Source organism: Rubricoccus marinus, assembly GCF_002257665.1.
In the GTDB taxonomy this organism is placed as follows: Bacteria; Bacteroidota; Rhodothermia; order Rhodothermales; family Rubricoccaceae; genus Rubricoccus; species Rubricoccus marinus.
In genome coordinates, this window is the sequence record NZ_MQWB01000001.1 from 1,589,105 (window position 1) to 1,609,821 (window position 20,717).

The window sequence follows — 20,717 nt, forward strand, 5'->3', positions numbered from 1 at the left end:
CGGCGATTCTCGCCAGAGGCCCGGGGCGACGGCGAAATCCAGGCGTAGATCCAGGCGGGTGCTCAGCCCAGCGTGTAGCGCTCGACCGCGAACCAAGAGCGGGCGTCGGTCCACCGGTCCTGCCGCGTCCAGCCCGCGTCGGCGGCGAGGTCGGCAAGGCCCTCAGGACCGTATTTGGTGGAGATCTCGGTGTGGATCGTCTCGCCAGAGGCGAATGCGAAGGCCTCGCCCGCAACCGTCGCGCGCTGATCGGCTTGGCTTACGAGGTGCATCTCGATCCGGCTCTCGTTCTCGTTCCAGCGTGCCTCGTGGCGCCAGAGGCCAAGGTCGAAGTCAGCGTCTAGCTCGCGGTTGATGCGCGTGAGGAGGTTGAGGTTGAACGCGGCGGTGACGCCCTCAGGGTCGTCGTATGCGGGGATCAGCACGTCGAGCGGCTTGCGCTGATCGGCGCCGATCAGGAGCCCTCCAGTGCCTCGGCCAGAGCCCGCGACGCGCGCCGCTTGCGCGAAAAACGCTCGTGCCTCGTCGGCCTCGAAGTTACCGATCGTGGAGCCGGGAAAGAACACCACGATGTGGTCGTGCGGGGGCAACTCCGGCAACGCCAGAGGCCTCGTGTAGTCCGCCGCGACCGGCAGCACCTCCATCGCGGGATACCTCTGGCGCAAACGCTCCGCCGCGTCGCCTAACGCAGAAGGTGAGATGTCGATCGGCACGTACGCCGCGATCTCGTGCTGGAGCTCTTCCAGCAAAATCCGCGTTTTGTCGCTCGACCCACTCCCGTACTCCACCACGATCGGTCGATCCCCGATGGCGGCCGCGATCTCACCGATGTGCTCGCGCAGGATCGCACGCTCGGTCTCGGTCGGGTAGTACACGTCCAGCCGGGTAATCTGGTCGAAGAGTTCTGAGCCTCTGGCGTCGTAGAGGTACTTGCTAGGGAGCGTTTTCTGGCTCTTTCGCAGGCCGGAGAGGACGTCGCGACGGAAGGCGTCTGCCGCGGTTGTGGCGCCAGAGGCGAGGGCGGAATCGGGCATCGGTTACAGGCTCTTCGCCAGCCGGATGCCGGTGAACTGCCACGTGGCGTCAAGGGGGAAGAAGTTGCGGTATGTGGGCCGGATGTGGGACTGAGGCGTGGCGACGCTGCCGCCGCGGAGCACCATCTTGTTGGACATGAACTTGCCGTTGTACTCGCCAAGCGCACCGGGGGCGGCACGGTAGCCTGGGAAGGGGCGGTAGGCGCTCTCGGTCCACTGCCACACCTCACCGAACATCTGGCGGAGCGCGGGCGCCGCCGGCGCTCCGTCGCCGCCAGCCACCCACCCGGCTTCTGGCGCGGGAGCGGGGTGGAGGCGGCCCCTGTCTACGTACGAGCCGGGCGCCGTGCCGTCGGCCGTGGTGCCGTTCCAGACGGTCCGCGACGCCGCTTCCCACTCGGCCTCGCTCGCGAGGCGCGCGCCAGAGGCGAACCCGCTGAGATCGGCCCAGCGCGCGAACGCGTCGGCTTCGTAAAAGGAGACGTGGGTGACCGGCTCGTGCGGGTCGATGGGGCGCATCCCGGCGAGCGTGAAATGCTCCCACGTCCCGCTGTTGACGCCAGGCGGCTCCCAGTAGAACGGGCAGGTCCAGCCTTCTTCCTGCGCCGTTGCCCAGCCCTCGCTCAGCCAGAACTCGGGGCGCGCGTAGCCGCCGTCCTCGACGAAGTACATCATCTCGCCTGCGGTCACCAGCCGGTCTGCAAGGGCAAAGGGCTCCAAGTAGACACGGTGGCGCGGCGCCTCGTTGTCGAAGTGGAACCGCTCGCGCGTCGTCTCCGCCTCTGGCGCCTCGAAGCCGATGGGCGTCACGCCCGGGGCTTGCTCCACCCACGCCAGAGGCCCGGGGTCTGCTGACTCCTCCGGTGGACGGGAGCGGTAGACGGGACGGAGTGGGTTGACCGAGAACACGTACTTGAGGTCGGTCAGCATCAGCTCCTGGTGTTGCTGCTCGTGGTGCAGACCGATCTCGATCACGTCGGCGACGTCCGGCCTCTGGCGTTCGTCGAAGCCCGCGAGGAAGTCCTGCATCGCTTCCGTCACCGCGTGGCGGTAGGCGAACACCTCCTGGACGGTCGGGCGCGAGAGGTAGCCACGCTGGGCGCGGCAGTGGCGCTCGCCGGCCTGCACGTAGTAGGAGTTGAAGAGGAACGGGTAGCGCGCGTCGTGCAACTCATATCCCTCGGCGTACTCCGCGAGCACGAAGGTCTCCCAGAACCACGTCGTGTGCGCCAAGTGCCACTTCGTCGGCGAGACGTCCTCCATCGCCTGCACCACGTAGTCCTCCGTTGCCAGAGGATCGCAGAGGTGCTCGGTCTGGGCGCGGACAGCGGCAAAGCGTGCCGAGAGGGAGGAGCAGACGACAGCCTCTGGCGTCTCGAGAAGGGTGGCAGGCATAGGGGACGAAGGGAGGGGCGTGCGGATTACGCGCGCCTCCCGCGCGTGATTCCACCCTGTGCCTAGGGCGTTTCCCCAATGGTGACGACGTCGATCTCGCTTTCGAGCGTCCGGTGCACCGGGCAGCGGTCGGCAATTTCCAGCAGCCTCTGGCGCTGGGCGCCCGTGAGATCGCCATGGATGGTGATGGTTCGCGTGAGGCGGTCCAGCTTGACGCCAGAGGCCTCGCAGTTGGCGCAGTCCTCGGCGTGGACCTTCGCGTGCGTCACGGTCACGTCCACCGAGTCCATCGGCAGCCCCTTGCGCCCGGCGTACATGCGCAGCGTCATCGCGGTGCAGGCGGCGAGCGCGGCGCCGAGGTAGTCGTAGGGTGTCGGCGCGGTCTCGGTCCCGCCGATGCTTGTGGGCTCGTCGGCGGCGAATTTGAAGCCTCTGGCTCTCATCACGGTGCGGAAGCCGCTGGCGCCGAGGTGCGCGCGCACGGTGGGATCGGCGTACGCTCTAGGCGGCTGATCAAGCGTTGGGCGCTCGCCAGAGGCGATCCCGAGGTACCGCGCGGCCCACGCCGCGAGCACGTCGGCGACGAACGCAGCGTCCTCGCGCCGGGTGAGGAGGTGGTCGGCGCCGTCGAGCGCGACAAAGCTTTTGGGATGCCGAGCCGCTCCAAAGATGTGCCGCGCCTGCTCGATGCCGACGGTTTGATCCATCGGGCTGTGGAGCACGAGGAGGGGGCGGCCTAACGCGGCGATCCTCTCGCGCATGGTCTGGTGACTCGCGAGGTCGTCCAGGAACTGCTGTCGGATGCAGAAGGGGCGCCCGCCGATGGAGACCTCCGCCTCGCCTCTGGCGGCGATGTCGGCCTCGCGGTCTACGAACAGGTGCCGGATGTGCCCGGGGTCGCACGGCGCGCCGATCGTCGCGACGGCCCGGACCTTGGGAAGCGCGCCAGCGGCGGCCAGGACGGCGGCCCCGCCCAGCGAGTGGCCCACGAGCAGCGACGGCGGCAGGCCTCTGGCGCCGAGGTGGCGCGCCGCGTGCACGAGGTCCGCAACGGTGGAGGAGAACGACGTGTCTGCGAAGTCCCCCTCGCTCTCTCCCAGTCCGGTAAAGTCGAACGAGAGGACGGCGTAGCCGTGCGCGGTCAGGCCCTGGGAGACGCGCCGGACGGCGTGGAGGTCTTTGGAGCACGTAAAGCAGTGCGCGAACAGCGCCGTGGCTCGCACCTCGCCGTCGGGGAGCAGGAGGCGCGCCGCGAGGGCGTGGCCGTCGGCGTTCTCAATCTCGAAGCGTTCCTGGCGGGGCATTGTCGTGTGGGGCGTGCGGTCGTTCTAGAAGACGGGCGAGCCCGCGATGCGTTCGCGCGGCCTCTGGCGCCAGAGGCGCGTTTCCCTCGCGAAGGCGCGCGCGATGCCGCGCTAGTTTCGCGCGCCCGGCGTTCCTGTCCTTCCCGATCCGTCCCTCTCGATGCTCCACCGCCTCGCCGTTTTTGCCACCGCCCTCACCCTCGCCGCGTGCAGCGGAGGCTCCCACACCGCCGGCGGACCCGAAGGGGCTCCGCCAGAGGCGAACGCGCCGGTGGAACGCCCTGCCGAGGCCTCTGGCGCCGACATCTACCCGTTCGAGGCGGCCGTTCGGGACTTCCCCAACGGCCTGCGCGCCGTCGTTGTCCCGACCGGGCTGCCCGATATCGTCTCCGTTCAGATCGTGATGGGGACGGGCTCGCGAGACGAAGTGGAGCCCGGCCGCTCCGGCTTCGCGCACTTTTTCGAGCACATGATGTTCAGGGGCACGGAGACGATGAGCGCCGACGCGTACCAGACGGCGCTCAAGCAGATGGGCGGTGATCAGAACGCGTACACGTCCGACGACCGCACGGTCTACCACACGACGCTCCTGGCCGAGGATTTAGACCAGATGCTCGCGATGGAGGCCGACCGCTTCCAAAACCTCTCGTACTCCGAAGCTGACTTCCGGACCGAGGCGCTGGCGGTCTTGGGGGAGTACAACAAGAACGTCGCCAACCCCATCCAGAAGCTGTTCGAGGTGCAGCGCAAGGCGGCGTACCGGGACCACACGTACCGCCACACCACGATGGGCTTCCTCGAAGACATCGAGGCGATGCCTGAGGCCTACGACTACGCGCAGTCCTTTTTCGACCGCTTCTACCGCCCCGAGAACGCCGTCGTGCTCATCGCCGGTGACGTAGCGCCAGAGGCCACGTTTGCGCTGATCGAGAAGCATTTCGGCGCCTGGGAGCGCGGCTACACGCCGCCCAACGTGCCGACGGAGCGGCCTCTGGCGGGACCGCTCTACGAGCACGTGGACTGGGCCGGCCCGACGCCGCCGTGGGTGACGGTCGCCTTCCGCGGCCCGGCCGCCTACCCGACGGACGACAACGCGGCCTCTGGCGACATGCAGGCGCTCGATGTGATCTCCAGCCTCGGCTTCGGCCCGAGCAGCCCGCTCTACCAGCGCCTCGTGGTGGAGGAACAAGTGGCCGACGTGCTCGCCGCCTCGTTCCCGGATTCCCGCGATCCCGGCCTGCTCACGGTTCTCGCCCGCGTGACCGATCCCGCCGACGCCGCCTACGTGCGCGACGAGATCCAGAAGGAACTCGCGCGCCTCACGGTCCAGCCGCCAGAGGCTGCGAAGCTCGCGGACCTCAAGAGCGCTCTTACCTACGGCTTCGCCGCGGGGCTGGACAACACCAAGGCCATCGCAGACGCCATCGTGCCGGTCCTCTCGGTCACGCGCGATCCGCAGACGCTCAACGAGATCTACCGCACCTACGCCTCTATCACGCCAGAGGCCGTCCGCGAGGTGGCCGCCCGCACGTTTACCGACCGCAACATGGTCGTCGTCACGCTCGCGCAGGGCGCGCTCTCGCCCCAGGCGATGGCGGCGGGCAGCGTGGACACGCACGTGGCCGAGGCACGACGGGCGTACGAGGGCACGCAGCGCGGCAACCGGCCGCCGATGGCGAGCGACATGAGTGGGGACAGCCCGCGGGTGCCTCTGGCGCCCGGCGACCCCGAGGCCGTCCGCGTGCTGCCCCAGCCGAGCCCCAGTCCGCTCGTCTCGCTCCGCCTCCAGTTCGCCTCTGGCGCCGCGGACGATCCCGAGGGGAAGGAAGGGCTTGCCGCGATTACCGCGCAGATGATCACCGACGCCGGGAGCCGTACGCGGTACTATTCCGAGATCCAGCAAGCCCTGTTTCCGCTCGCAGCTGGGATCGGCGCACAGGTGGATAAGGAGGTGACGACGCTCGCCGGGACGGTCCACCGCGACAACCTGGAGGCGTACTGGGACGTGGTCGGCCGTATGATTCTGGAGCCGGGCTTCCGCCAGGAGGACTTCTCGCGCGTCAAGACGCAGACACTCAACGCGATCCGCACCGGCCTCCGCGCCGGGAACGACGAGGAACTGGGCAAAGAGGTGCTCTACGAACGTCTCTACGCCGGGCACCCCTACGGTCACCTCAACGCGGGCCACGCCGAAGCCGTCGACGCGCTCACCCTGGATGACGTGCGCCGCTTCTACCGCGAGCACTACACGTTGGACCGCCTCACGCTCGGCGTGGCGGGCGACATCTCGGACGCGGACCTCTCACAGATCCGCGCGAACCTCGCCATGCTTCCCGCCTCTGGCGCCGCGAGGGCGGCCGTACCCGACGCGCCAGAGGCCTCTGGCGGCCTCGCCGTGACGCTCGTCGAGAAGCCCGACGCGCGCGCCGTTGCGATCTCGATGGGCCACCCCATTGGAGTGACGCGCGAGCATCCTGACTTTGTCGCGCTGGACCTTGTGCGGTCGTGGCTGGGCGAGCACCGGAACTCCTCGGCGCACCTGTTTCAGCGCATCCGCGAGGTCCGAGGGATGAACTACGGGGACTACGCCTACATCGAGTACTACCCCGGTGGCATGTTCTCCACGATGCCGCCTGCTGGCCTCGCGCGAAGCTCACAGATCTTCCAGGTCTGGATCCGCCCCGTCCCGCCGGAGCAGGCGCACTTCGCGCTCCGCATCGCGAAGTACGAACTCGACAAGCTGGTGGCGGACGGCCTGAGCCAAGAGGACTTCGAGAACACCCGAGCCTTCCTGTCCAAGTACGTCGCGCTCCTCGTGAGCACGCAAGGCCGCCGTCTGGGGTACACGCAGGACCAGACCTACTACGGGTTGATGGACTACGTGACGTGGTACCGTTCCGAACTCGCGGCGCTCACGCTGGCCGACGTGAATCGCGCCATCCGCGAGCACATCACGCCGGACCGGATGGATGTGGTCATGATCGCGCCCAACGCGGGCCGGCTCCATGACGAACTCATTCTCGGCACGCCGAGCCCGATGACGTACGCTTCGGAAAAATCGCCCGAGGTGCTGGCCGAGGACGCCATCATCGAGGTGTACGATCTCGACCTCGCGCCGGGCGACGTGACCGTAATCCCGGTCGAGAACGTGTTCGAGCGGCCGGTCTTCGAGTAAGGCAACGCGCCCACGCATGGACGCCCTGGCCTCTGGCGCCAGAGGCGTCCTCTTTGCCCGGCGCTACTCCGGCAGGTCCGTGTCGCCGTCATCGTCGCGCACGTCCGTATCGTCGTCGGCGCGGCCGTGGATGGTGGGCGGGGTTTCCTGATCGACCTCGGTGACGGGTTGGTCGGCGGAGGCGTCCTGAGGGGAAGGGAGGTCGTAGTCGGGCATCGGAGTGGGAAAAGGGGAGGGGCTTACGCGTTGCTGGCGCTTTGCAGTTCCGTCGCGCGTGCGCGGATCTCCACGGGCTCCACGATTTCGACGCCAGAGGCCGTAGCCGACGCAAGAGTCGCGGTGAGCACCACGGCTACGTCCTCGGCGGGCGTGGGGCGAAGCGGGCGCAACGGGCCAATCAGAACGGGGTTGAAGACCCTCAGCAACGCCTCGCCGATCTTCTCGCCGGTCCGGTCTTCGTCGCGGTCGCCGGTGAGCAGGGACGGCCGCATCAGAACGACGTGCTCGAAGCCAACCGCGCGGACCGCGTCCTCGGCCTCGCCCTTGGTGCGGTTGTAGAAGATCCGCGAGTCGGCATCGGCGCCGTACGCGCTCACGAGCCCATAGGCGCGGGCGCCTCTGGTGTGCGCGAGCCGCGCCGCCGCCAGAGGCAGGTCGTAGTCCACGAACCGAAAGGCCTCTTGCGAGCCCGCCGTCTTGATCGTCGTGCCGAGGCAGCACGCGACGGCGTCGCAGCCGAAGAGGTCGGCGTGCGCGTCCAGATCGCGGAAGTCCACGACGTGGTGCTCGTGCGTCCCGGACGCCAGAGGCATCGGGCGCCGGCCCAGCGTGACGACGCGGCCCCACGCCGGGTCGTGCGCCGCGTGGCGGAGCACGTGGCCGCCGACGAGGCCGCTGGCGCCGAGGAGCAGGAGAGAGCGGCCGGAGGCGGTGCGGTCGGGCATGCTAAACTGGGGAATGAGCGGGCACGTCAGATCCATCTACATCGCGCCAGAGGCCGGGGCTCCCGTGCGCCGCGTTGAGCGTGTGCGCGCCGTCGCGGGCCGAGGGCTGGAGGGCGACCGCTACTGGGCGGGCGTCGGTTCGTTTAGCCGGTGGCCGGGGCCAGTCCGCGAGGTGACCCTTATCGCGCAAGAGGCGCTGGACGAGGCCGCTGGCGCGTTCGGCGTGGCCGTCGGGGAAGGCGAGCATCGGCGCAACCTCGTGACCGAGGGCATAGACCTGGGTTCTCTGCTCAAACAACGGTTCAGCGTCGGGCCGGTGCAGATGGAGGGGCTGAGGATCTGCGCCCCGTGCAAGTACCTCATCCGCGTGACGGGGCAGGACCGCATCTTCGACGCCCTCGTGCGGCGCGGCGGTCTGCGCGCGCGCGTTCTCAGCAGCGGAGAGATCCGCGAGGGCGACACGGTGGTGCCTCTGGCGCCAGAGGCCGAGCGGTTCGCGCTGCCTTAGCCCAGGTGCTCCTTGAGTACCTGTTCCACACCCTCAGAGAGCAGGTCCCAATCGGCGGCGGCCTGTTTGGTCACCGTAACCCATTGCGGCGTGATCAACAGACTTTCGACGCCGCGGAGGGCGAACAGGAGGTGCCCCAACTCGTCGCTCGCGGCCTCACGCAACGAGTGAAAGGCGAGTTGACGCTCCTCGGTAAGGGTGGCACCACTGACCTCGAACTTGAGGCTGTTAGGGTTCGGCGTCGGGCGTGCGTTGATCGTCATGGGGCGCAATGAGAGAGGAAGGTGGTGTAGGACTCCGCGATTCCCGAAGTTCCGCGAACCCGACGGCCTGTGCGCCGTTGGTGTCCGTCCCCTCTCTGCACGCTCCCCTCACCGCTAATGCCGACCGCTCCGCCTCGCGGCCGCAACCTCCCCGCCCGCCGCACGATTCCGCCCGTCCTGGATCCTGCGGCTACGCCCGTCCCGGAGTCGCACCAACTCGCACCGCACCAGACCAAGATTGAGCGCATCGGCGACCACGTTGCGGCGCTTTCGGCAGACCTGCGCGAGTACGTAGAGCTCCGGATCGCCCTCGTGCAGCGCAAGGTCGAAGGCGTGATCGGCATCGTCGAGCGGCTTCAGCATTACGCCGACGCCGCGAAGTTCTTCGTGCCCGCGGTCGTGCTCGCGCTTGTCGGGGCTCTGTTCGTGCTCCTCACAATTGCGTTTGGAATCGGCGCCCTTCTCGACAGCGTTTGGCTCGGCTTCCTCATCACGACCCTTGTGCTCCTCGCGGTTGCGGGTGTACTGGCATGGATGGGAATGCGGAAGGTGAAAGAGGCGCAGGCAAAGGTGGTTGAAGCCAAGCGCAAGCAGCAGGACGAGCGCAACATCACTCGCGAACAGGTACAGGACACCGAGCGCCTCAAGGCTCGTCAGTCCGTCGTCTAATGGCAGATCTCCAGAACACGTCCGGTCCAAGCCCCGGACCCGCAATCCCCACCTCCGAAGAACTCCTGCCGCTGCCTTCGGCGCACGTCGAACTCGGCGACGGTGTGGACCTCTCCTCGCTCAGCGCCGAGGACATCCGAGCGCGGCTGAACGCCACGCAGCGGGACATGAAGTTCCGCATCCAGGCCATCAAACACGAGGTCGCCCACGTGGCGGACGACGTGAACATCGATGGGCGCCCGCTCAGCGACCGCTTCCGCGAGAGGCCCCTGGCGGCGCTCGCCCTCGCGATCGCCTCTGGCGCTACGTTGGGTCTCCTATGGGGGCTCCGCCGTCGCTCCAAACGCCTGCCGAGCCGCGACGAGCGCACGGACGTGGTGCAGTATCACGTCGCGGCCCTGTTGGACGCGGCGGCGCTTCGCGTCGCCAGAGGCGCGAGCGCGGACGAGGCGCTCCAGGCCGAGGTCCGCAAGAGGCCCGTCGTGTTCGTCCCGCGCGAGGACGAGACCACGTTGGCCGGCCAGCCGGGCGCGAAAAAGCAAGCCTTCGACGTGGCGATGAAGACCGCCGTCGGCATCGGCGTCAAAACGGGCTTGGACCTTCTTACGAAGCGGTTTACGAACCACGAGGAGGTATTCGAAGCGCTCGCCGATGAGGCGTCCGACGGCTAGCCTCTGGCCCCGGGCTCTTCGCCAAAGGTACCAAACACATCGCGCGGCCTGCCGGGAGTCCGACAGGCCGCGCGAAGCAAGCTTGAGAAGAGGGCAGGCCCTCACTCTGACTTAGATCTGAAAGACTGCGAAAACGCCGAGGCCAACGAGGGCCGCAGCGGCCGCCATAACGGGAATGAGACGATGCATGATCTCGCGGGTGGTGGGCCCGAGGTCGAGTGTGAAAAATCCCTTGTGGTGGGAACCGTGCCCAGAAGGTACCTAAAGCGGTCTATAAGGGCAAGACGGCATGCCCTGTGACACGGATATTGTCAGTCTTCATCAAGTCGGGGCCTTTGCACTGGTGCCGCACCGGTTGGCTATGCCTCCCGTCTGGGTTTCTGCTAGACCGTGCGCCTCTGGCGCCACACGAGGACTCGACGCCAGAGGCACAGGCGATTGCTCGACACGCCTGCAGCTCGCGACTGGTGCGTTGAGGACCGTGTAAGAAGTCCTCCCACGTTGCCGCAACGACCTCGCCAGAGGCCTCTGGCGGTAGCCTAGCGGAAGGAGGAATCATCAGGACCCTCTGGCGCCAGAGGCTCGGCTGAACCGTCGTAGATCGGCGCTAGATGCCGCCGTTTCCCATCGCGAGAGCGCGCCCGTAGCTTGGCGGCCCACTCGCTCTCCACCTCTATGCCCTTCCTCCGTCGCGCGGCCGTCCTCGGGATCGCCGTGCTTCTCTCCGGTTGCGGCGGCTCCGACCGCGCAACCGTCCGCACCCAAGACGCCGAAGCCGGGCTGCGTACCGCGCGCGAGTCCGTCCGAGATGCTGAGCGCAACGGCGCCGACCAGTTCGCCAAGGACCCTCTGGACGTGGCACGGACCCGGTTGGATCGCGCTGAGTCCGCCCTGACAGCCGGCAACACCGAGCTGTCCCTGCGCCTCGCGCGAGAGGCCGACGTGACCGCCGAACTCGCCGAGGTCTCGGCTCAGACCACCAAGGCAAAGGCCGCTGCGACTGAGCTCCGAGCCACGATCCAACTCCTCCGCGAAGAAATCCGCCGCCTCCAGGCCGAGTAGCCCACCCCACACATGACTCGACTCTCCCTACTGGCTCTGGCGCTGGCGCTTGCGGCCTGCTCCGGGCCGCCGCCCGCCAACCCTGCGCTCGATGAGGCGCGGGACATGTACGCCGCCGCCGCCGCGCAGCCGGCCGTGACCGCCGCCGCTGCGGATTACCTCGACGAGGCCGAAGCGCAGATCTCCACCGCCGAAGCGCTCCGGCTCGACAAAGAGGAGCCCGCGCTTGTGGACCACCACGCCTTTCTCGCGAGCCAACTCGTAAAAACGGCCGTTCTCCAAACCGAGCGCGTGGCTGCCGAAGCGGAGATCGCTGCCGCCGAGGCTGAGCGCCGTACGGTGCAGCTGGAGGTCCGCACCGCTGAGGCCGACGCGGCACGTCGGCGTGCCGAGGCCGCGCAGCGGGAGGCAGCCACGGAACGCGCCGCCGCCGAAGCCGAGCGCCGCCGTGCCGAGGAGGCGCAGCGCCAAGCGGCCGAGCAGCGTTCTGCTGCCGAGGACGCAAATCGCAGGGCTGCTGAGGAGCGCGCCGCCGCCGAAGCCGCGCAGCGCGATGCCGAGCGCGCACGCCAGGAGGCTGCCGCGGCTCTCGCGCGGGCTCAGGAGCTCGCCTCGCGGATCTCCGAGCTTGAAGCCGCCCAGACCGAGCGCGGCCTCGTGCTCACACTCGGTGACGTGCTCTTCGACGTGGGCAAAGCCGAGCTCAAGCCCGGCAGCTACCGCGCCGTCGAACAGCTCGTGCAGTTTCTCAACGAGTACCCGCAGCGCCGCGTCCTGATCGAAGGCTTCACGGACAGCTCCGGCAGCGACGACACGAACCTCGCGCTCTCGCAGCGCCGCGCCGACGCGGTCCAGCGGGCGCTCGTGGAGCGCGGCATCGCTGCCAACCGCGTCGCCACGCGTGGGTACGGCGAAGCGTTCCCCCGGGCCACCAACGACAACCCGGCTGGGCGTCAGCTCAACCGGCGCGTCGAGGTGATCATCTCGGGCGACGACGGACGCATCCCCGAGCGCACGCAGTAGCCTCTGGCGCCGTCCCTCTCCGGCCTCTCGCGCGAGAGGCCGGGCCCTGTTAGACGTCGCGCGCCAGAGGCCTCACAAGCCTCTGGCGTAGCGGAACCCGAACGGGCCGTGGATCTACACCACGGCCCGTTTCTCGTACCGCACCTCTCTCCATGGCCCTGGATCTCACGCGCGTCCGCGCCCTCGTGTTCGACGTCGACGGCACGCTTGCCGATACCGACGATCACCTCGTGCAGCAGCTTGCTCAGGCGTTGGACGCGGTCCCGGGCGTCTCCGGCCGCCGGGCGGAACAACTCGCGCGCCGCGTCGTCATGAGCGCCGAGACGCCGGTCAACACGGCGTATGGACTGCTAGACAAACTGGGCTTGGACGACGAGTTCTCGCGGATCAAGGGCGCCGTCGCGGACGCAAAAAGCCGACTGCGGGACATCCGCCGCCAGAGGGAGAGCGCGAGCACGAGCCGCAACGCGGAGGCTGCCGACCACGTCCCGCACAGCATGGTGCCGGGCGTGAAGGAGATGCTCCACACCCTGGCGACGCACTACCCAATGTGCACGGTCTCTACCGGCCATCAGGAGCGCGTGGACTTCTTTCTGGAGCACTACGAGGTGCGCCGCCTGTTTCGGGCCGTCGTAACTGCCCAAACCACGCCGCGCATGAAGCCATACCCAGACCCGATCCTGTACGCGGCCGAGGCGATGGTCGTCCCGCCAGAGGACGTACTCGTCATCGGGGACACGACGGTCGACATGGAGGCTGCGACCGCCGCCGGCGCGCAGGCGATCGGCGTTCTCTGCGGCTTCGGCACGGAAGCCGAACTCAGGGCCTCTGGCGCATCGCTGATCTGCGAGACGACCTCGGACGTGCTAAGCGTGCTGTTGCCTGCGGACGACCCTCTGGAGGGCGAGTCCGCCGTGCCGCACAAGGACGGCAGCTAGACGGCGCGCGATCCCGTCGCCAGAGGCTCTAGGCGCCTCGCCCTGTTCGCGAGGCGTACGCCGGTGATTCCGAGACCTCTCCCGTAGCGCGTCCCTTGCAGGCGCGTCTATGCGTTGTCGCAGGAGAGGGCTGTAGGGACCACGTCGAATGCCGCCGTGGCGTCCATGTCGAACCCGTTGGCCCCGCCGGACACTTGGATCGCGCCAAAGGACCGGCTGGACGTCGACTCAATCAGCGAGAGCACGCCGCGGGACACGTTGAAGCGGAAGCCGTTGGCCGTCTCGGTCGTCCCTGGAAGCGGGCCGGTAAAGGTCACCTCGCTTTCGAGATCCTCGCTGGCGATGTCGGTCGTGAACGGCACTTCGAGCGCGCCGTCCGTGTCCACCGTCGCTTCCAGACGCAGCGCCTGTCCCTCCGCATTCCGCCCCACGAAGGTCAAGACCGTGGCGCCGCCACAAGCCTCGGGGAAAACGCCGACCGTTGCAACTGTTTCGCTGCGAGTAAAGCGCTGCTCAAGGCGATCCACGCCGGGGTTGTTGATGCGAATCTGGAGCGCGGTCCGATCGAGTTCAGGCGCCTCCGTCGTTGAGTCGCACGCGGCGAGGAACAGGAGGGGGAGGCAGAGGAAGAGGGCGCGCATGGAGAGGGCGAGGGGAGAGGAAACCGAGCGGGAGCGGGGGTGTGAACGCCACGCCAGAGGCCTCTGGCGCTACCAATCGTTCTCTTCTTTGACAACGCCCGTTTCCACGGGGACGGGGTATTCGCCAGAGAAGCAGGCGTGGCAGTAGCGGTCTCGGCTCTCGTGCGCGGTTTCCACAGCATCCATCATGCCGTCCACGGTGAGGTAGCCCAGCGAATCCACGCCGAGCCACTCCGCGATCTCCTCGACTGAGCCGTGCGCGTTGACAGCCAACTCCTCCCGGCTCGGGAAGTCCATCCCGTAAAAGCACGGGTTGGCGACCGGCGGGCTGGACACCCGAAAGTGGACCTCCTTCGCGCCCGCCTCCCGGACCATTTTGACGAGCTGCCGCGCCGTCGTCCCACGCACGACCGAATCGTCCACCATGACGACGATGCGGTCTTTCAGCACGCCGCGGACGGTGTTGAACTTGGTCCGGACCTTCTGCTCGCGGCTGCTCTGGCCCGGCGCGATAAAGGTGCGCCCGACGTAGTGATTGCGGATCAGGCCGATGTCCAGCTTGCACCGGCGTCCCATCTTGTTGGACTCCGAGACGTAGCCGATCGCCGCCGTGTTGGAGGAGTCCGGAACGGCCATCACGAGAGGCCGCTTGCCCTCGCCTTTTTTGACGAGCGGGACCGGGGCGTCGTGCGCCAGCCGCTTGCCCAGCCGGCGCCTCACCTTGTCCACCATGGCGCCGAAAACGAGCGAGTCCGGACGCGAGAAGTACACGTACTCGAACACGCACTGGCTCACGCCGTGACGCCGCGGCATGCACACGCCGCCAAACCCCGCGACGGCCTCTGGCGTCTTGCCTTCGCCCACGCGCTCCACGCCCGGCCGATCGATGACGAGGATCTCGCCGGGCTCGATGTCCCGCACGTACTCCGCGCCGACGATGTCGAACGCGCAGGTCTCGCTCGCCACGATCCAGCCCGGGTGCTCGCGGCCCGGTGCAGCCGGGAGCCGGCCAAGCGCCAGAGGCCGGAAGCCGTTGGGGTCGCGCACAGCGATCAGCGTCTCGTCGGTCAGGATGACGAGCGAGAAGGCGCCCTCGCACTGGTGCAGGGCGTCGATGATGCGTGGCACGACGCCGCTTTCCTCGCTCTGCGCCGCGAGGTGGAGGATCAACTCCGAGTCCGAGGACGAGGTGTAGAGCGTGCCTCTGGCGGTGAGCGCCTCGCGGAGCGCGCGGGCGTTGCTCAGGTTTCCGTTGTGCGCCAGCGCGAGGTGGCCCTCCTGAAAGTGCGTCACAAAGGGCTGCACGTTGGCAGGGTTCGTCGAACTCCCCGACGTGGAGTACCGCGTGTGCCCGATGGCGGAGTCGCCAACGAGCGTGTCCTCGAACAGGCTTTTGTCGTCGAACACGTCCAGGACGAGTCCGAAGTCCTTGTGCACCGGCATCACACGCCGGCGCTTGGCCTCGTCGTACACGCTTGTTACGATCCCCGCGGACTCCTGCCCACGGTGCTGCAACGCGTGCAGGGCGAAGTAGGAGAGCCGAGCGGCGTCCGGGTGGTTGAACACTCCGACGACTCCGCAATAGTCACGCGCCTTATCCACTGTGCCTCAGGTGGTGGGCTGCAAAGGTACAGCGCGGCGCCGGGAGCGGGGCGCGTTTCACAACGCCAGAGGCCTCTGGCGCGAGGCTTCACGCGAGGGCGCCGCTGAGGGCGGGAGGCGCCGATAAGGGCGCGTCAGTTGACAGGCAACTCGCGCGCGATGTCCTCATGCAACGCCGCGCGGACGTAGGCAATCAGGGCTCGGCGTCCAGGCCCGTAGCGGAAGAGGCGCTCGGTATCCGTCCGCATCCGCACGCGGCAAACGGGGAGACCCGGGATAACGACGACGCCCTCGACGGCAGCGCGGCCTTCATCGTCACCGGTGGTGACCATCAGGAACTCCGGCGTCGGGTTGGAGAAGCCGAACTTCTCGAAGTCGAGGGGGAAGGGTGCTGAATCCATCGAGGGGGCGTGAATCGTGGGGCGGCTCCCGGTATCGGCGCCCTCTCGGTTGGCTTAATTAGCCTCTGGCGTGGGAACGATCTTGTCGCCAGGGTTATGCGTCCAGACCGGAGATCCAGCGGGTAACGAACCCGAGCACTTCGTCGTCGATGGTGGTCTCGATACGCCCGTACTCTTCCACGCGGCCCGTCTCCGAAGGCTGGAAGAGGTGGTTCACCCCCGCAAACGTCACAACGGCGTGCGTCGGGCTCTGCGATGCGGCCAGCGCTTGCTCCATCGGCCCCGCGCTTTGGGATGGAGGGACCTGCATGTCTTTGCCGCCGAACACCGCGAGCGCCGGGACGCGAAGCGCCCGCAAGTCCTCGGCAGGGTCGAACGCGAGGAACGAGCCGATTCCGGGCGTGGAGACGAAGTCCAACAGCGCCGTAAAAGTCGCGGTTGGGTCCTGTCCCTGTAGAAGGGCAAGGCGGGTGGCCTCTGGCGCCTCGGCAAGCCGCGCCCTTGCCGCCGCCTCGCCGCGGGCGCGGCGGTCCGCCAGAGGCGTCGCGTCGTCGGCGCGCGTAAACGGTTCGATAAGCGTTCGGACTACGTCGGCGTAGAGCGACGCGACCTCCGAAGGCGTGCCCTGGGACTCGGCGATGATCCGCTGCTGCTCTACGTACACGTCGCGCCCGTGCACGCCGGGACCGGCCAAGAGCACGACGAACTCGGTCTCGGGCACCAGCGAGGCCACGCGCGGCGCCACATACCCGCCTTCGCTGTGGCCCATCACGCCCACGCTCGCGATGTCCTCTCGCGCGATCAGTGCGCGAACGGCGGCTGCGGTGTCGGCCGAGAAGTCCGCGATCGTGGCGCGATCCCACTCGCCTGTGCTTTCGGCCGTGCCGCGGTCATCGTAGCGGTACGTCGCCACGCCCTCGCGCGCGAGGCGGTCGGCCCAGAGAGCGAAGGCCTTGTGCCCCAGAATCGTCTCGTCGCGGTCCTGCGGCCCGGAGCCGCTGACGAGCACGACGGCGCGGAACGGACCGCTTCCCTCGGGAATCGTGAGCGTCCCCGCAAGCGTGACCTCTGGCGTGGAGACCACGCTCAGGCTCTCCTCGCGGTAGGGGAACGGGCCTACGGGCGTCTGCGGGCGGTTCGGCGCGCGCACCTCGGAGCGGTCGCCAGAGGCCCGCGTCAGCGTGAGCGGCTGCGCGAAGCCCTGGTCCCACGTGCCGACGAGCGAGTCGCCGCGGATCTCGGCGGTGTAGCCACCGGAGATGACAGGGATGCTGACCTGCAGCCGCCCGCTCTCGATCCACGCGCCGGCTGTGGGAATGCCGAAGGCCTCTTGCGAGGGGCTGTCCAGAGTGGCGAGGAGCGTGTCGGGCGAGGTGCCGGGCGAGAGCGTGAGGACGAGCGGCAGCGCGCCACCCAGCACACCGTTCCACTCTCCGACAAGCGGCGCGAGCGTGGCAGAAGGATCCACCACGGCGGCCTCTGGCGCGTCGCCACGCGTAAGCGTTAGCGGGAACGATCCGCCTCCTTGTGAGAAGGTGCCGGTCATCGTGTCGCCAGAGGCCGTGGCGACGTAGCGCGCACCCACGGCGCCAACCGTAACGGTCAAAGTGTCGCCCGTGGCCGTGGCCGTAGCCCCCAGACCGCGAACACCCTGGTCCGGACTGTCAACGGCGGCGGTGTAGCCGCCAGAGGCCTCTGGCGTGAGGTGAAGGACGAGGGTGAGGGTCCCGCCAGGTGTGACGAGCGGACCCCTCCAACTCCCGGAGAGGTCTTGGGCAGCGGCAGCGGAGGCAAAGAACAGGCAAACGAGAAGGAGAAAACGGTTCAGCACTAGAGGCTCAAGCAATGGTTAGGTGGTCCGAGATACGGCGCGGACCCCGAACGGTCCCCCAGGGAGATCAGATTCAGGCCTTCGCGTAGCCGGCCGATACTCGTGGTGCCTACTGCCGGTTCGCCCGATGATCCGACTCGTTTCCACGCGCCGAGCCGATACCGTAACCGACGCCACTGGATGCCTGCGCCTTTTCGGCGGGGTGTTTCTGCTCAGCGGGACGGTTGCGCTCAGCTTCGCGTTTCTGGGTGCCATGGAGGGGGGGTCCTGGGTCGCCAGAGGCGTCGTCGCGGTCATCGGGCTCTCGCACCTCGCCGGGGGCTACGCGGTCGGGTGGGGGCGGTGGAACAGGTGCACGGTCACGCGCGCCGGGATCGTTCTCGTGCATCACAAGACGTGGCGGCGGCCGGTCCGCCGTCATATCGCGCCGAGTCAGGTCCGCGAGGTGATGGTCCGCGTGGAGACCGATAGTGATGGCGACGAGGCGTATGGCGTGGACCTGCAACTCGTAGATGGAGAGTCCCTGCACCTCACGCGCTACACCGTTCCCGTACGCCTTCGCGCCGAGGAGATCCGGGACGCGATCCGCGCGCGCCTCGGATTCCCCGCGCTCGCCTCTGGCACTCCCGGCTCGCGCCAGAGGCCAAAGCCGCTGGCGGTCAGCCGTCGTCCACGCCGAGCATCTCTTCAGCGGTGAGCCCACCCTTGTTGTTCGGGTTGCTCTCGGTGGGCGGTGCGGGCGGCGGGACCTGGGGGCGCGTGCCGGCCCTTTCGCGACGCTCCTGGGCCTCTCGCGCGTTGCGCTGCACGTCGTCCACGGCGTTCGTGCGCGAAATGCGGCGCGGCTGCGGGTCCACGGACGGCCGCGGCGTGTCCGGCCGCTCGATCTCGGGCGCCTCGCGCTCGCGCGGGCTGGACGGGTCCTCGCCATAGCCTTCCAAGTACGCATCCCAGTCGAACTCCGCCATCGTGGGATCGTCGATCCGGCCGAACAGGCTGTCGGGGTTCTCGGCAGTCATCTCCTCGCCGAATCCCGGAGCGGTCGGGAAGGCGGCCGGAGGCAGGCCGTCCTGGACGCGCGCGAAAAAGCTCGCGACGACGGGCAACGCGGTCCGGCCGCCATAGCCGGAACTGCCTTGGTTGAAGGTCACGCGCTGATCGTTGTAGCCCACCCAGGCGCCCGTCACCAGGCGCGGGTGCATGAGCATAAACCACCCGTCCATGTTGCGTTGCGTGGTGCCGGTCTTGCCCGCGAGGGCGCCAGAGGCGCCGTACTCCCGGGCGCGGGCGCCGGTGCCCCGGGCGATGACCTCCTGCATCATGCCGGTCAGCACGCGGGCGTCGCGGCGGGTAAGCACCTGCCGGCCGGTCCCGCCGCGCTCCTCGATCACCCGGCCGCTGGCGCTCTCGATGCGCCGGATCAGGATGGGCGCGCGGCGCACGCCGTCGTTGGCGATGGTGCCGTACGCGCCGACCATTTCAAGGACGGTCACCGGGCTCGTGCCCAGTGCGAGCGAGGGCACGATGTCCATCTCGCTCTCGATACCCATCGCGCGGGCGAGCATGGCGAGGCGCGGCGCGCCGATCTCCAAGCCCAACTGCGCCGCAACGGTGTTTTTCGAGTACGCCAGCGCGTCCACCAGGCGAACGGACCCGCCAGAGGCCCCGCCGCCGGCGTTTGTCGGGCGCCACGTTTTGCCGTTGCCCATGTTGACCTCTGGCGCCTCGTCCACGACGCGGTCCTCGGGCGAGTAGCCGCGCTGGAGCGCTGCGGCGTAGACGAAGGCCTTGAACGTGCTCCCCGGCTGCCGCCTCGCCACGCCCGCGTGGTCAAACGGGTCGGTCAGGTAGTCCCGGCTGCCGACGTAGGCTTTGACGTAGCCCGTCTGCGGGTCCATCGCGACAAGGCCCACCTGAAGGCGCGTGAGGATCTGCCTGACCGAGTCTACCACGGCGCGGTCCTGGCGCACGGCGCGGAGAGCGGCCTCTGGCGACTCGCCCCCTGCAAGGGCGCGTGCGTAGAGCGGCGTGCGGCGGAGGTGCACGTCGAGCGTGGCGCCGGTGTAGCGCGCGCCAGCGGCCCGGGCGACCTGCGGGACGCGCTCGGCCACGGCGGCCTCGGCCTGGCGCTGCATGCCGAGGTCCAGCGTGGTACGGATCACCAGACCGTCGCGCTCCACGTCGTAGCCACGATCTCGCGCCCACGCGTTGAGCTGCTGGCGGACCATCTCGGTAAAGTGCGGCGCGAGGGACTGCTCACCCGGCTGCGGGCGGAGCTCCACACCAAGCGGCTCGGCCTGCGCCTCGCGGACGGCCTCTGGCGAAAGGTCGCCGTTGGTGCCCATGAGCGAGATCACGAGATCGCGGCGGGCCAGGGCGCGCTCCGGGTACCGGACCGGGTTGTACCGGTTGGGACCTTTAAGCATCGCGACGAACATGGCGGACTGAGCCACGCTGAGCTCGCGCGCCGGCACGCCGAAGTAGGTGCGCGCGGCCAACTCGATGCCGTGCGCGTTGTAGAGAAACGGCGTCGTGTTGACATACGCCTCTAGGATCTCGCGCTTCGTGTTGGCCTTCTCAATCTGCCGCGCCGCCATGGCCTCTTTCAGCTTGCGGTCCACGATGCCAACGTTGCCGATGGCTTCGGGGAAGAGGTTGCGCGTGAGCTGCTGCGTGATCGTGGAGCCGCCTTGGCGGTCGCCTCTGGCGGAGTAGTACATCGCGCCCACGAGCCGCCTCAGGTCCACGCCGCCATGCTCGTAAAAGCGGCGGTCCTCGGTCGCGATGAGGGCGTGCGTGAAGTGGACCGGAACGGAGTCCAGCGGCACCCACTCACGGAAGCGCGGCTCAAACTGCGTCAGCTTCTCGCCAGAGGCCGCGTACACCAGCGTCGGCTGGGCGCGCGTCGCGGCCATCAACTGGTACGTGTCCGGCATCGACGCCCGAAGGGACATCGCGTATACCACGAGCACGACGGCTCCGGTCAGCGCAAGCGCCGTCCCGAGCGCGGCGAACGCTCCGAGAACCGTCAGTGCGCGGCGCCACAGCGGGCGCTCGCGATCGGTCACGCGCCACCAGAACCGACGCCAGAGGCCTCTCGGCGGTGGCGGGTCGGCTCGCGGGATCGGCGAAACGCGCGGACGCAGCGGGTGCGGACGCGTTTCGGGGCGAATGAGGAGGGGCGGGAGCTTGTCGGGCATGTGGCGGGCGAGAGGGAGGGGCCCGATGCGTCAGTATCGGCACCCAACGCGTGATC

General features: G+C 68.5%; 19 protein-coding genes. 8 read left to right on the forward strand and 11 right to left on the reverse strand.

Features of this window, described 5'->3' with window-relative positions; all coding sequences use genetic code 11:
• Positions 1 to 62: 62 nt before the first annotated feature.
• The 3 genes from egtD to BSZ36_RS06590 all read right to left on the reverse strand — a co-directional run bounded on the left by egtD (position 63) and on the right by BSZ36_RS06590 (position 3,733).
• On the reverse strand, positions 63 to 1,034 hold the full coding sequence (egtD, locus tag BSZ36_RS06580; RefSeq protein WP_094547151.1) for an L-histidine N(alpha)-methyltransferase: 972 nt from the start codon (positions 1,032 to 1,034) through the stop codon (positions 63 to 65).
• A 3-nt stretch (positions 1,035 to 1,037) separates the two neighbouring features.
• On the reverse strand, positions 1,038 to 2,429 hold the full coding sequence (gene egtB, locus BSZ36_RS06585) for an ergothioneine biosynthesis protein EgtB (RefSeq protein ID WP_094547153.1): 1,392 nt from the start codon (positions 2,427 to 2,429) through the stop codon (positions 1,038 to 1,040).
• A 62-nt stretch (positions 2,430 to 2,491) separates the two neighbouring features.
• Entirely contained in the window at positions 2,492 to 3,733 is a 1,242-nt protein-coding gene (locus BSZ36_RS06590) for a bifunctional alpha/beta hydrolase/OsmC family protein (protein WP_094547155.1), read from the reverse strand.
• Between the two features lie 160 nt (positions 3,734 to 3,893).
• Here BSZ36_RS06590 and BSZ36_RS06595 point away from each other — a divergent pair, with 160 nt between their 5' ends.
• On the forward strand, positions 3,894 to 6,908 hold the full coding sequence (locus BSZ36_RS06595; RefSeq protein ID WP_094547157.1) for a M16 family metallopeptidase: 3,015 nt from the start codon (positions 3,894 to 3,896) through the stop codon (positions 6,906 to 6,908).
• 63 nt (positions 6,909 to 6,971) lie between these two features.
• Here the strand turns inward: BSZ36_RS06595 and BSZ36_RS19315 are convergent, their stop codons facing one another.
• A complete protein-coding gene (locus tag BSZ36_RS19315) occupies positions 6,972 to 7,124 on the reverse strand; it encodes a hypothetical protein (RefSeq protein WP_179271058.1) in 153 nt (50 codons plus the stop codon).
• Positions 7,125 to 7,147: 23 nt separating this feature from the next.
• Positions 7,148 to 7,852 (reverse strand): NAD(P)H-binding protein, encoded by a 705-nt coding sequence (locus tag BSZ36_RS06600; RefSeq protein ID WP_094547159.1) that lies wholly within the window; start codon positions 7,850 to 7,852, stop codon positions 7,148 to 7,150.
• Between BSZ36_RS06600 and BSZ36_RS06605 the strand changes: the two genes are divergently transcribed.
• Entirely contained in the window at positions 7,851 to 8,360 is a 510-nt protein-coding gene (locus tag BSZ36_RS06605; RefSeq protein ID WP_218827592.1) for an MOSC domain-containing protein, read from the forward strand. The genes BSZ36_RS06600 and BSZ36_RS06605 overlap by 2 nt on opposite strands.
• On the opposite strand, the gene BSZ36_RS06610 is transcribed toward BSZ36_RS06605, so the two are convergent.
• Positions 8,357 to 8,623 (reverse strand): NifU N-terminal domain-containing protein, encoded by a 267-nt coding sequence (locus tag BSZ36_RS06610; RefSeq protein ID WP_094547164.1) that lies wholly within the window; start codon positions 8,621 to 8,623, stop codon positions 8,357 to 8,359. The genes BSZ36_RS06605 and BSZ36_RS06610 overlap by 4 nt on opposite strands.
• A 117-nt stretch (positions 8,624 to 8,740) precedes the next feature.
• Between BSZ36_RS06610 and BSZ36_RS06615 the strand changes: the two genes are divergently transcribed.
• The 5 genes from BSZ36_RS06615 (at position 8,741) to BSZ36_RS06635 (ending at position 12,986) form a co-directional block, all read left to right on the forward strand.
• Positions 8,741 to 9,292, forward strand: coding sequence for a phage holin family protein (locus tag BSZ36_RS06615; RefSeq protein ID WP_094547166.1), 552 nt, complete (start codon positions 8,741 to 8,743; stop codon positions 9,290 to 9,292).
• Positions 9,292 to 9,963: a hypothetical protein gene (locus tag BSZ36_RS06620; protein WP_094547168.1), complete on the forward strand. Its 672-nt coding sequence runs from the start codon at positions 9,292 to 9,294 to the stop codon at positions 9,961 to 9,963. The genes BSZ36_RS06615 and BSZ36_RS06620 overlap by 1 nt, the downstream gene beginning before the upstream one ends.
• A 675-nt stretch (positions 9,964 to 10,638) precedes the next feature.
• Positions 10,639 to 11,025: a DUF4398 domain-containing protein gene (locus tag BSZ36_RS06625; RefSeq protein ID WP_094547170.1), complete on the forward strand. Its 387-nt coding sequence runs from the start codon at positions 10,639 to 10,641 to the stop codon at positions 11,023 to 11,025.
• Between the two features lie 12 nt (positions 11,026 to 11,037).
• The gene (locus BSZ36_RS06630) at positions 11,038 to 12,048 is read left to right on the forward strand and encodes an OmpA family protein (protein WP_094547172.1); all 1,011 of its coding nucleotides are present in this window, start codon (positions 11,038 to 11,040) and stop codon (positions 12,046 to 12,048) included.
• Between the two features lie 152 nt (positions 12,049 to 12,200).
• Positions 12,201 to 12,986: an HAD family hydrolase gene (locus BSZ36_RS06635; RefSeq protein WP_094547174.1), complete on the forward strand. Its 786-nt coding sequence runs from the start codon at positions 12,201 to 12,203 to the stop codon at positions 12,984 to 12,986.
• A 107-nt stretch (positions 12,987 to 13,093) separates the two neighbouring features.
• Here BSZ36_RS06635 and BSZ36_RS06640 read toward each other — a convergent pair whose 3' ends face one another.
• The 4 genes from BSZ36_RS06640 to BSZ36_RS06655 all read right to left on the reverse strand — a co-directional run bounded on the left by BSZ36_RS06640 (position 13,094) and on the right by BSZ36_RS06655 (position 17,461).
• On the reverse strand, positions 13,094 to 13,627 hold the full coding sequence (locus BSZ36_RS06640) for a hypothetical protein (RefSeq protein ID WP_094547176.1): 534 nt from the start codon (positions 13,625 to 13,627) through the stop codon (positions 13,094 to 13,096).
• A 69-nt stretch (positions 13,628 to 13,696) separates the two neighbouring features.
• Entirely contained in the window at positions 13,697 to 15,229 is a 1,533-nt protein-coding gene (purF, locus tag BSZ36_RS06645; RefSeq protein WP_094547178.1) for an amidophosphoribosyltransferase, read from the reverse strand.
• 134 nt (positions 15,230 to 15,363) lie between these two features.
• On the reverse strand, positions 15,364 to 15,630 hold the full coding sequence (locus BSZ36_RS06650; RefSeq protein WP_094547180.1) for a hypothetical protein: 267 nt from the start codon (positions 15,628 to 15,630) through the stop codon (positions 15,364 to 15,366).
• A 94-nt stretch (positions 15,631 to 15,724) separates the two neighbouring features.
• On the reverse strand, positions 15,725 to 17,461 hold the full coding sequence (locus BSZ36_RS06655; protein ID WP_094547182.1) for an alpha/beta hydrolase family protein: 1,737 nt from the start codon (positions 17,459 to 17,461) through the stop codon (positions 15,725 to 15,727).
• Between the two features lie 127 nt (positions 17,462 to 17,588).
• Between BSZ36_RS06655 and BSZ36_RS06660 the strand changes: the two genes are divergently transcribed.
• Positions 17,589 to 18,158: a hypothetical protein gene (locus BSZ36_RS06660; protein WP_094547184.1), complete on the forward strand. Its 570-nt coding sequence runs from the start codon at positions 17,589 to 17,591 to the stop codon at positions 18,156 to 18,158.
• Here BSZ36_RS06660 and BSZ36_RS06665 read toward each other — a convergent pair.
• On the reverse strand, positions 18,121 to 20,661 hold the full coding sequence (locus BSZ36_RS06665; RefSeq protein ID WP_094547186.1) for a transglycosylase domain-containing protein: 2,541 nt from the start codon (positions 20,659 to 20,661) through the stop codon (positions 18,121 to 18,123). The two genes, BSZ36_RS06660 and BSZ36_RS06665, sit on opposite strands and share 38 nt — an antisense overlap.
• Positions 20,662 to 20,717 lie beyond the last annotated feature (56 nt).

Coding starts and splice junctions, on each gene's coding strand:
- egtD (WP_094547151.1), bottom strand. CDS start 1,034: ATGCCCGATTCCGCCCTCGCCTCTGGCGCCACAACCGCGGCAGACGCC.
- egtB (WP_094547153.1), bottom strand. CDS start 2,429: ATGCCTGCCACCCTTCTCGAGACGCCAGAGGCTGTCGTCTGCTCCTCC.
- BSZ36_RS06590 (WP_094547155.1), bottom strand. CDS start 3,733: ATGCCCCGCCAGGAACGCTTCGAGATTGAGAACGCCGACGGCCACGCC.
- BSZ36_RS06595 (WP_094547157.1), top strand. CDS start 3,894: ATGCTCCACCGCCTCGCCGTTTTTGCCACCGCCCTCACCCTCGCCGCG.
- BSZ36_RS19315 (WP_179271058.1), bottom strand. CDS start 7,124: ATGCCCGACTACGACCTCCCTTCCCCTCAGGACGCCTCCGCCGACCAA.
- BSZ36_RS06605 (WP_218827592.1), top strand. CDS start 7,851: ATGCTAAACTGGGGAATGAGCGGGCACGTCAGATCCATCTACATCGCG.
- BSZ36_RS06600 (WP_094547159.1), bottom strand. CDS start 7,852: ATGCCCGACCGCACCGCCTCCGGCCGCTCTCTCCTGCTCCTCGGCGCC.
- BSZ36_RS06610 (WP_094547164.1), bottom strand. CDS start 8,623: ATGACGATCAACGCACGCCCGACGCCGAACCCTAACAGCCTCAAGTTC.
- BSZ36_RS06615 (WP_094547166.1), top strand. CDS start 8,741: ATGCCGACCGCTCCGCCTCGCGGCCGCAACCTCCCCGCCCGCCGCACG.
- BSZ36_RS06620 (WP_094547168.1), top strand. CDS start 9,292: ATGGCAGATCTCCAGAACACGTCCGGTCCAAGCCCCGGACCCGCAATC.
- BSZ36_RS06625 (WP_094547170.1), top strand. CDS start 10,639: ATGCCCTTCCTCCGTCGCGCGGCCGTCCTCGGGATCGCCGTGCTTCTC.
- BSZ36_RS06630 (WP_094547172.1), top strand. CDS start 11,038: ATGACTCGACTCTCCCTACTGGCTCTGGCGCTGGCGCTTGCGGCCTGC.
- BSZ36_RS06635 (WP_094547174.1), top strand. CDS start 12,201: ATGGCCCTGGATCTCACGCGCGTCCGCGCCCTCGTGTTCGACGTCGAC.
- BSZ36_RS06640 (WP_094547176.1), bottom strand. CDS start 13,627: ATGCGCGCCCTCTTCCTCTGCCTCCCCCTCCTGTTCCTCGCCGCGTGC.
- BSZ36_RS06650 (WP_094547180.1), bottom strand. CDS start 15,630: ATGGATTCAGCACCCTTCCCCCTCGACTTCGAGAAGTTCGGCTTCTCC.
- BSZ36_RS06660 (WP_094547184.1), top strand. CDS start 17,589: ATGATCCGACTCGTTTCCACGCGCCGAGCCGATACCGTAACCGACGCC.
- BSZ36_RS06665 (WP_094547186.1), bottom strand. CDS start 20,661: ATGCCCGACAAGCTCCCGCCCCTCCTCATTCGCCCCGAAACGCGTCCG.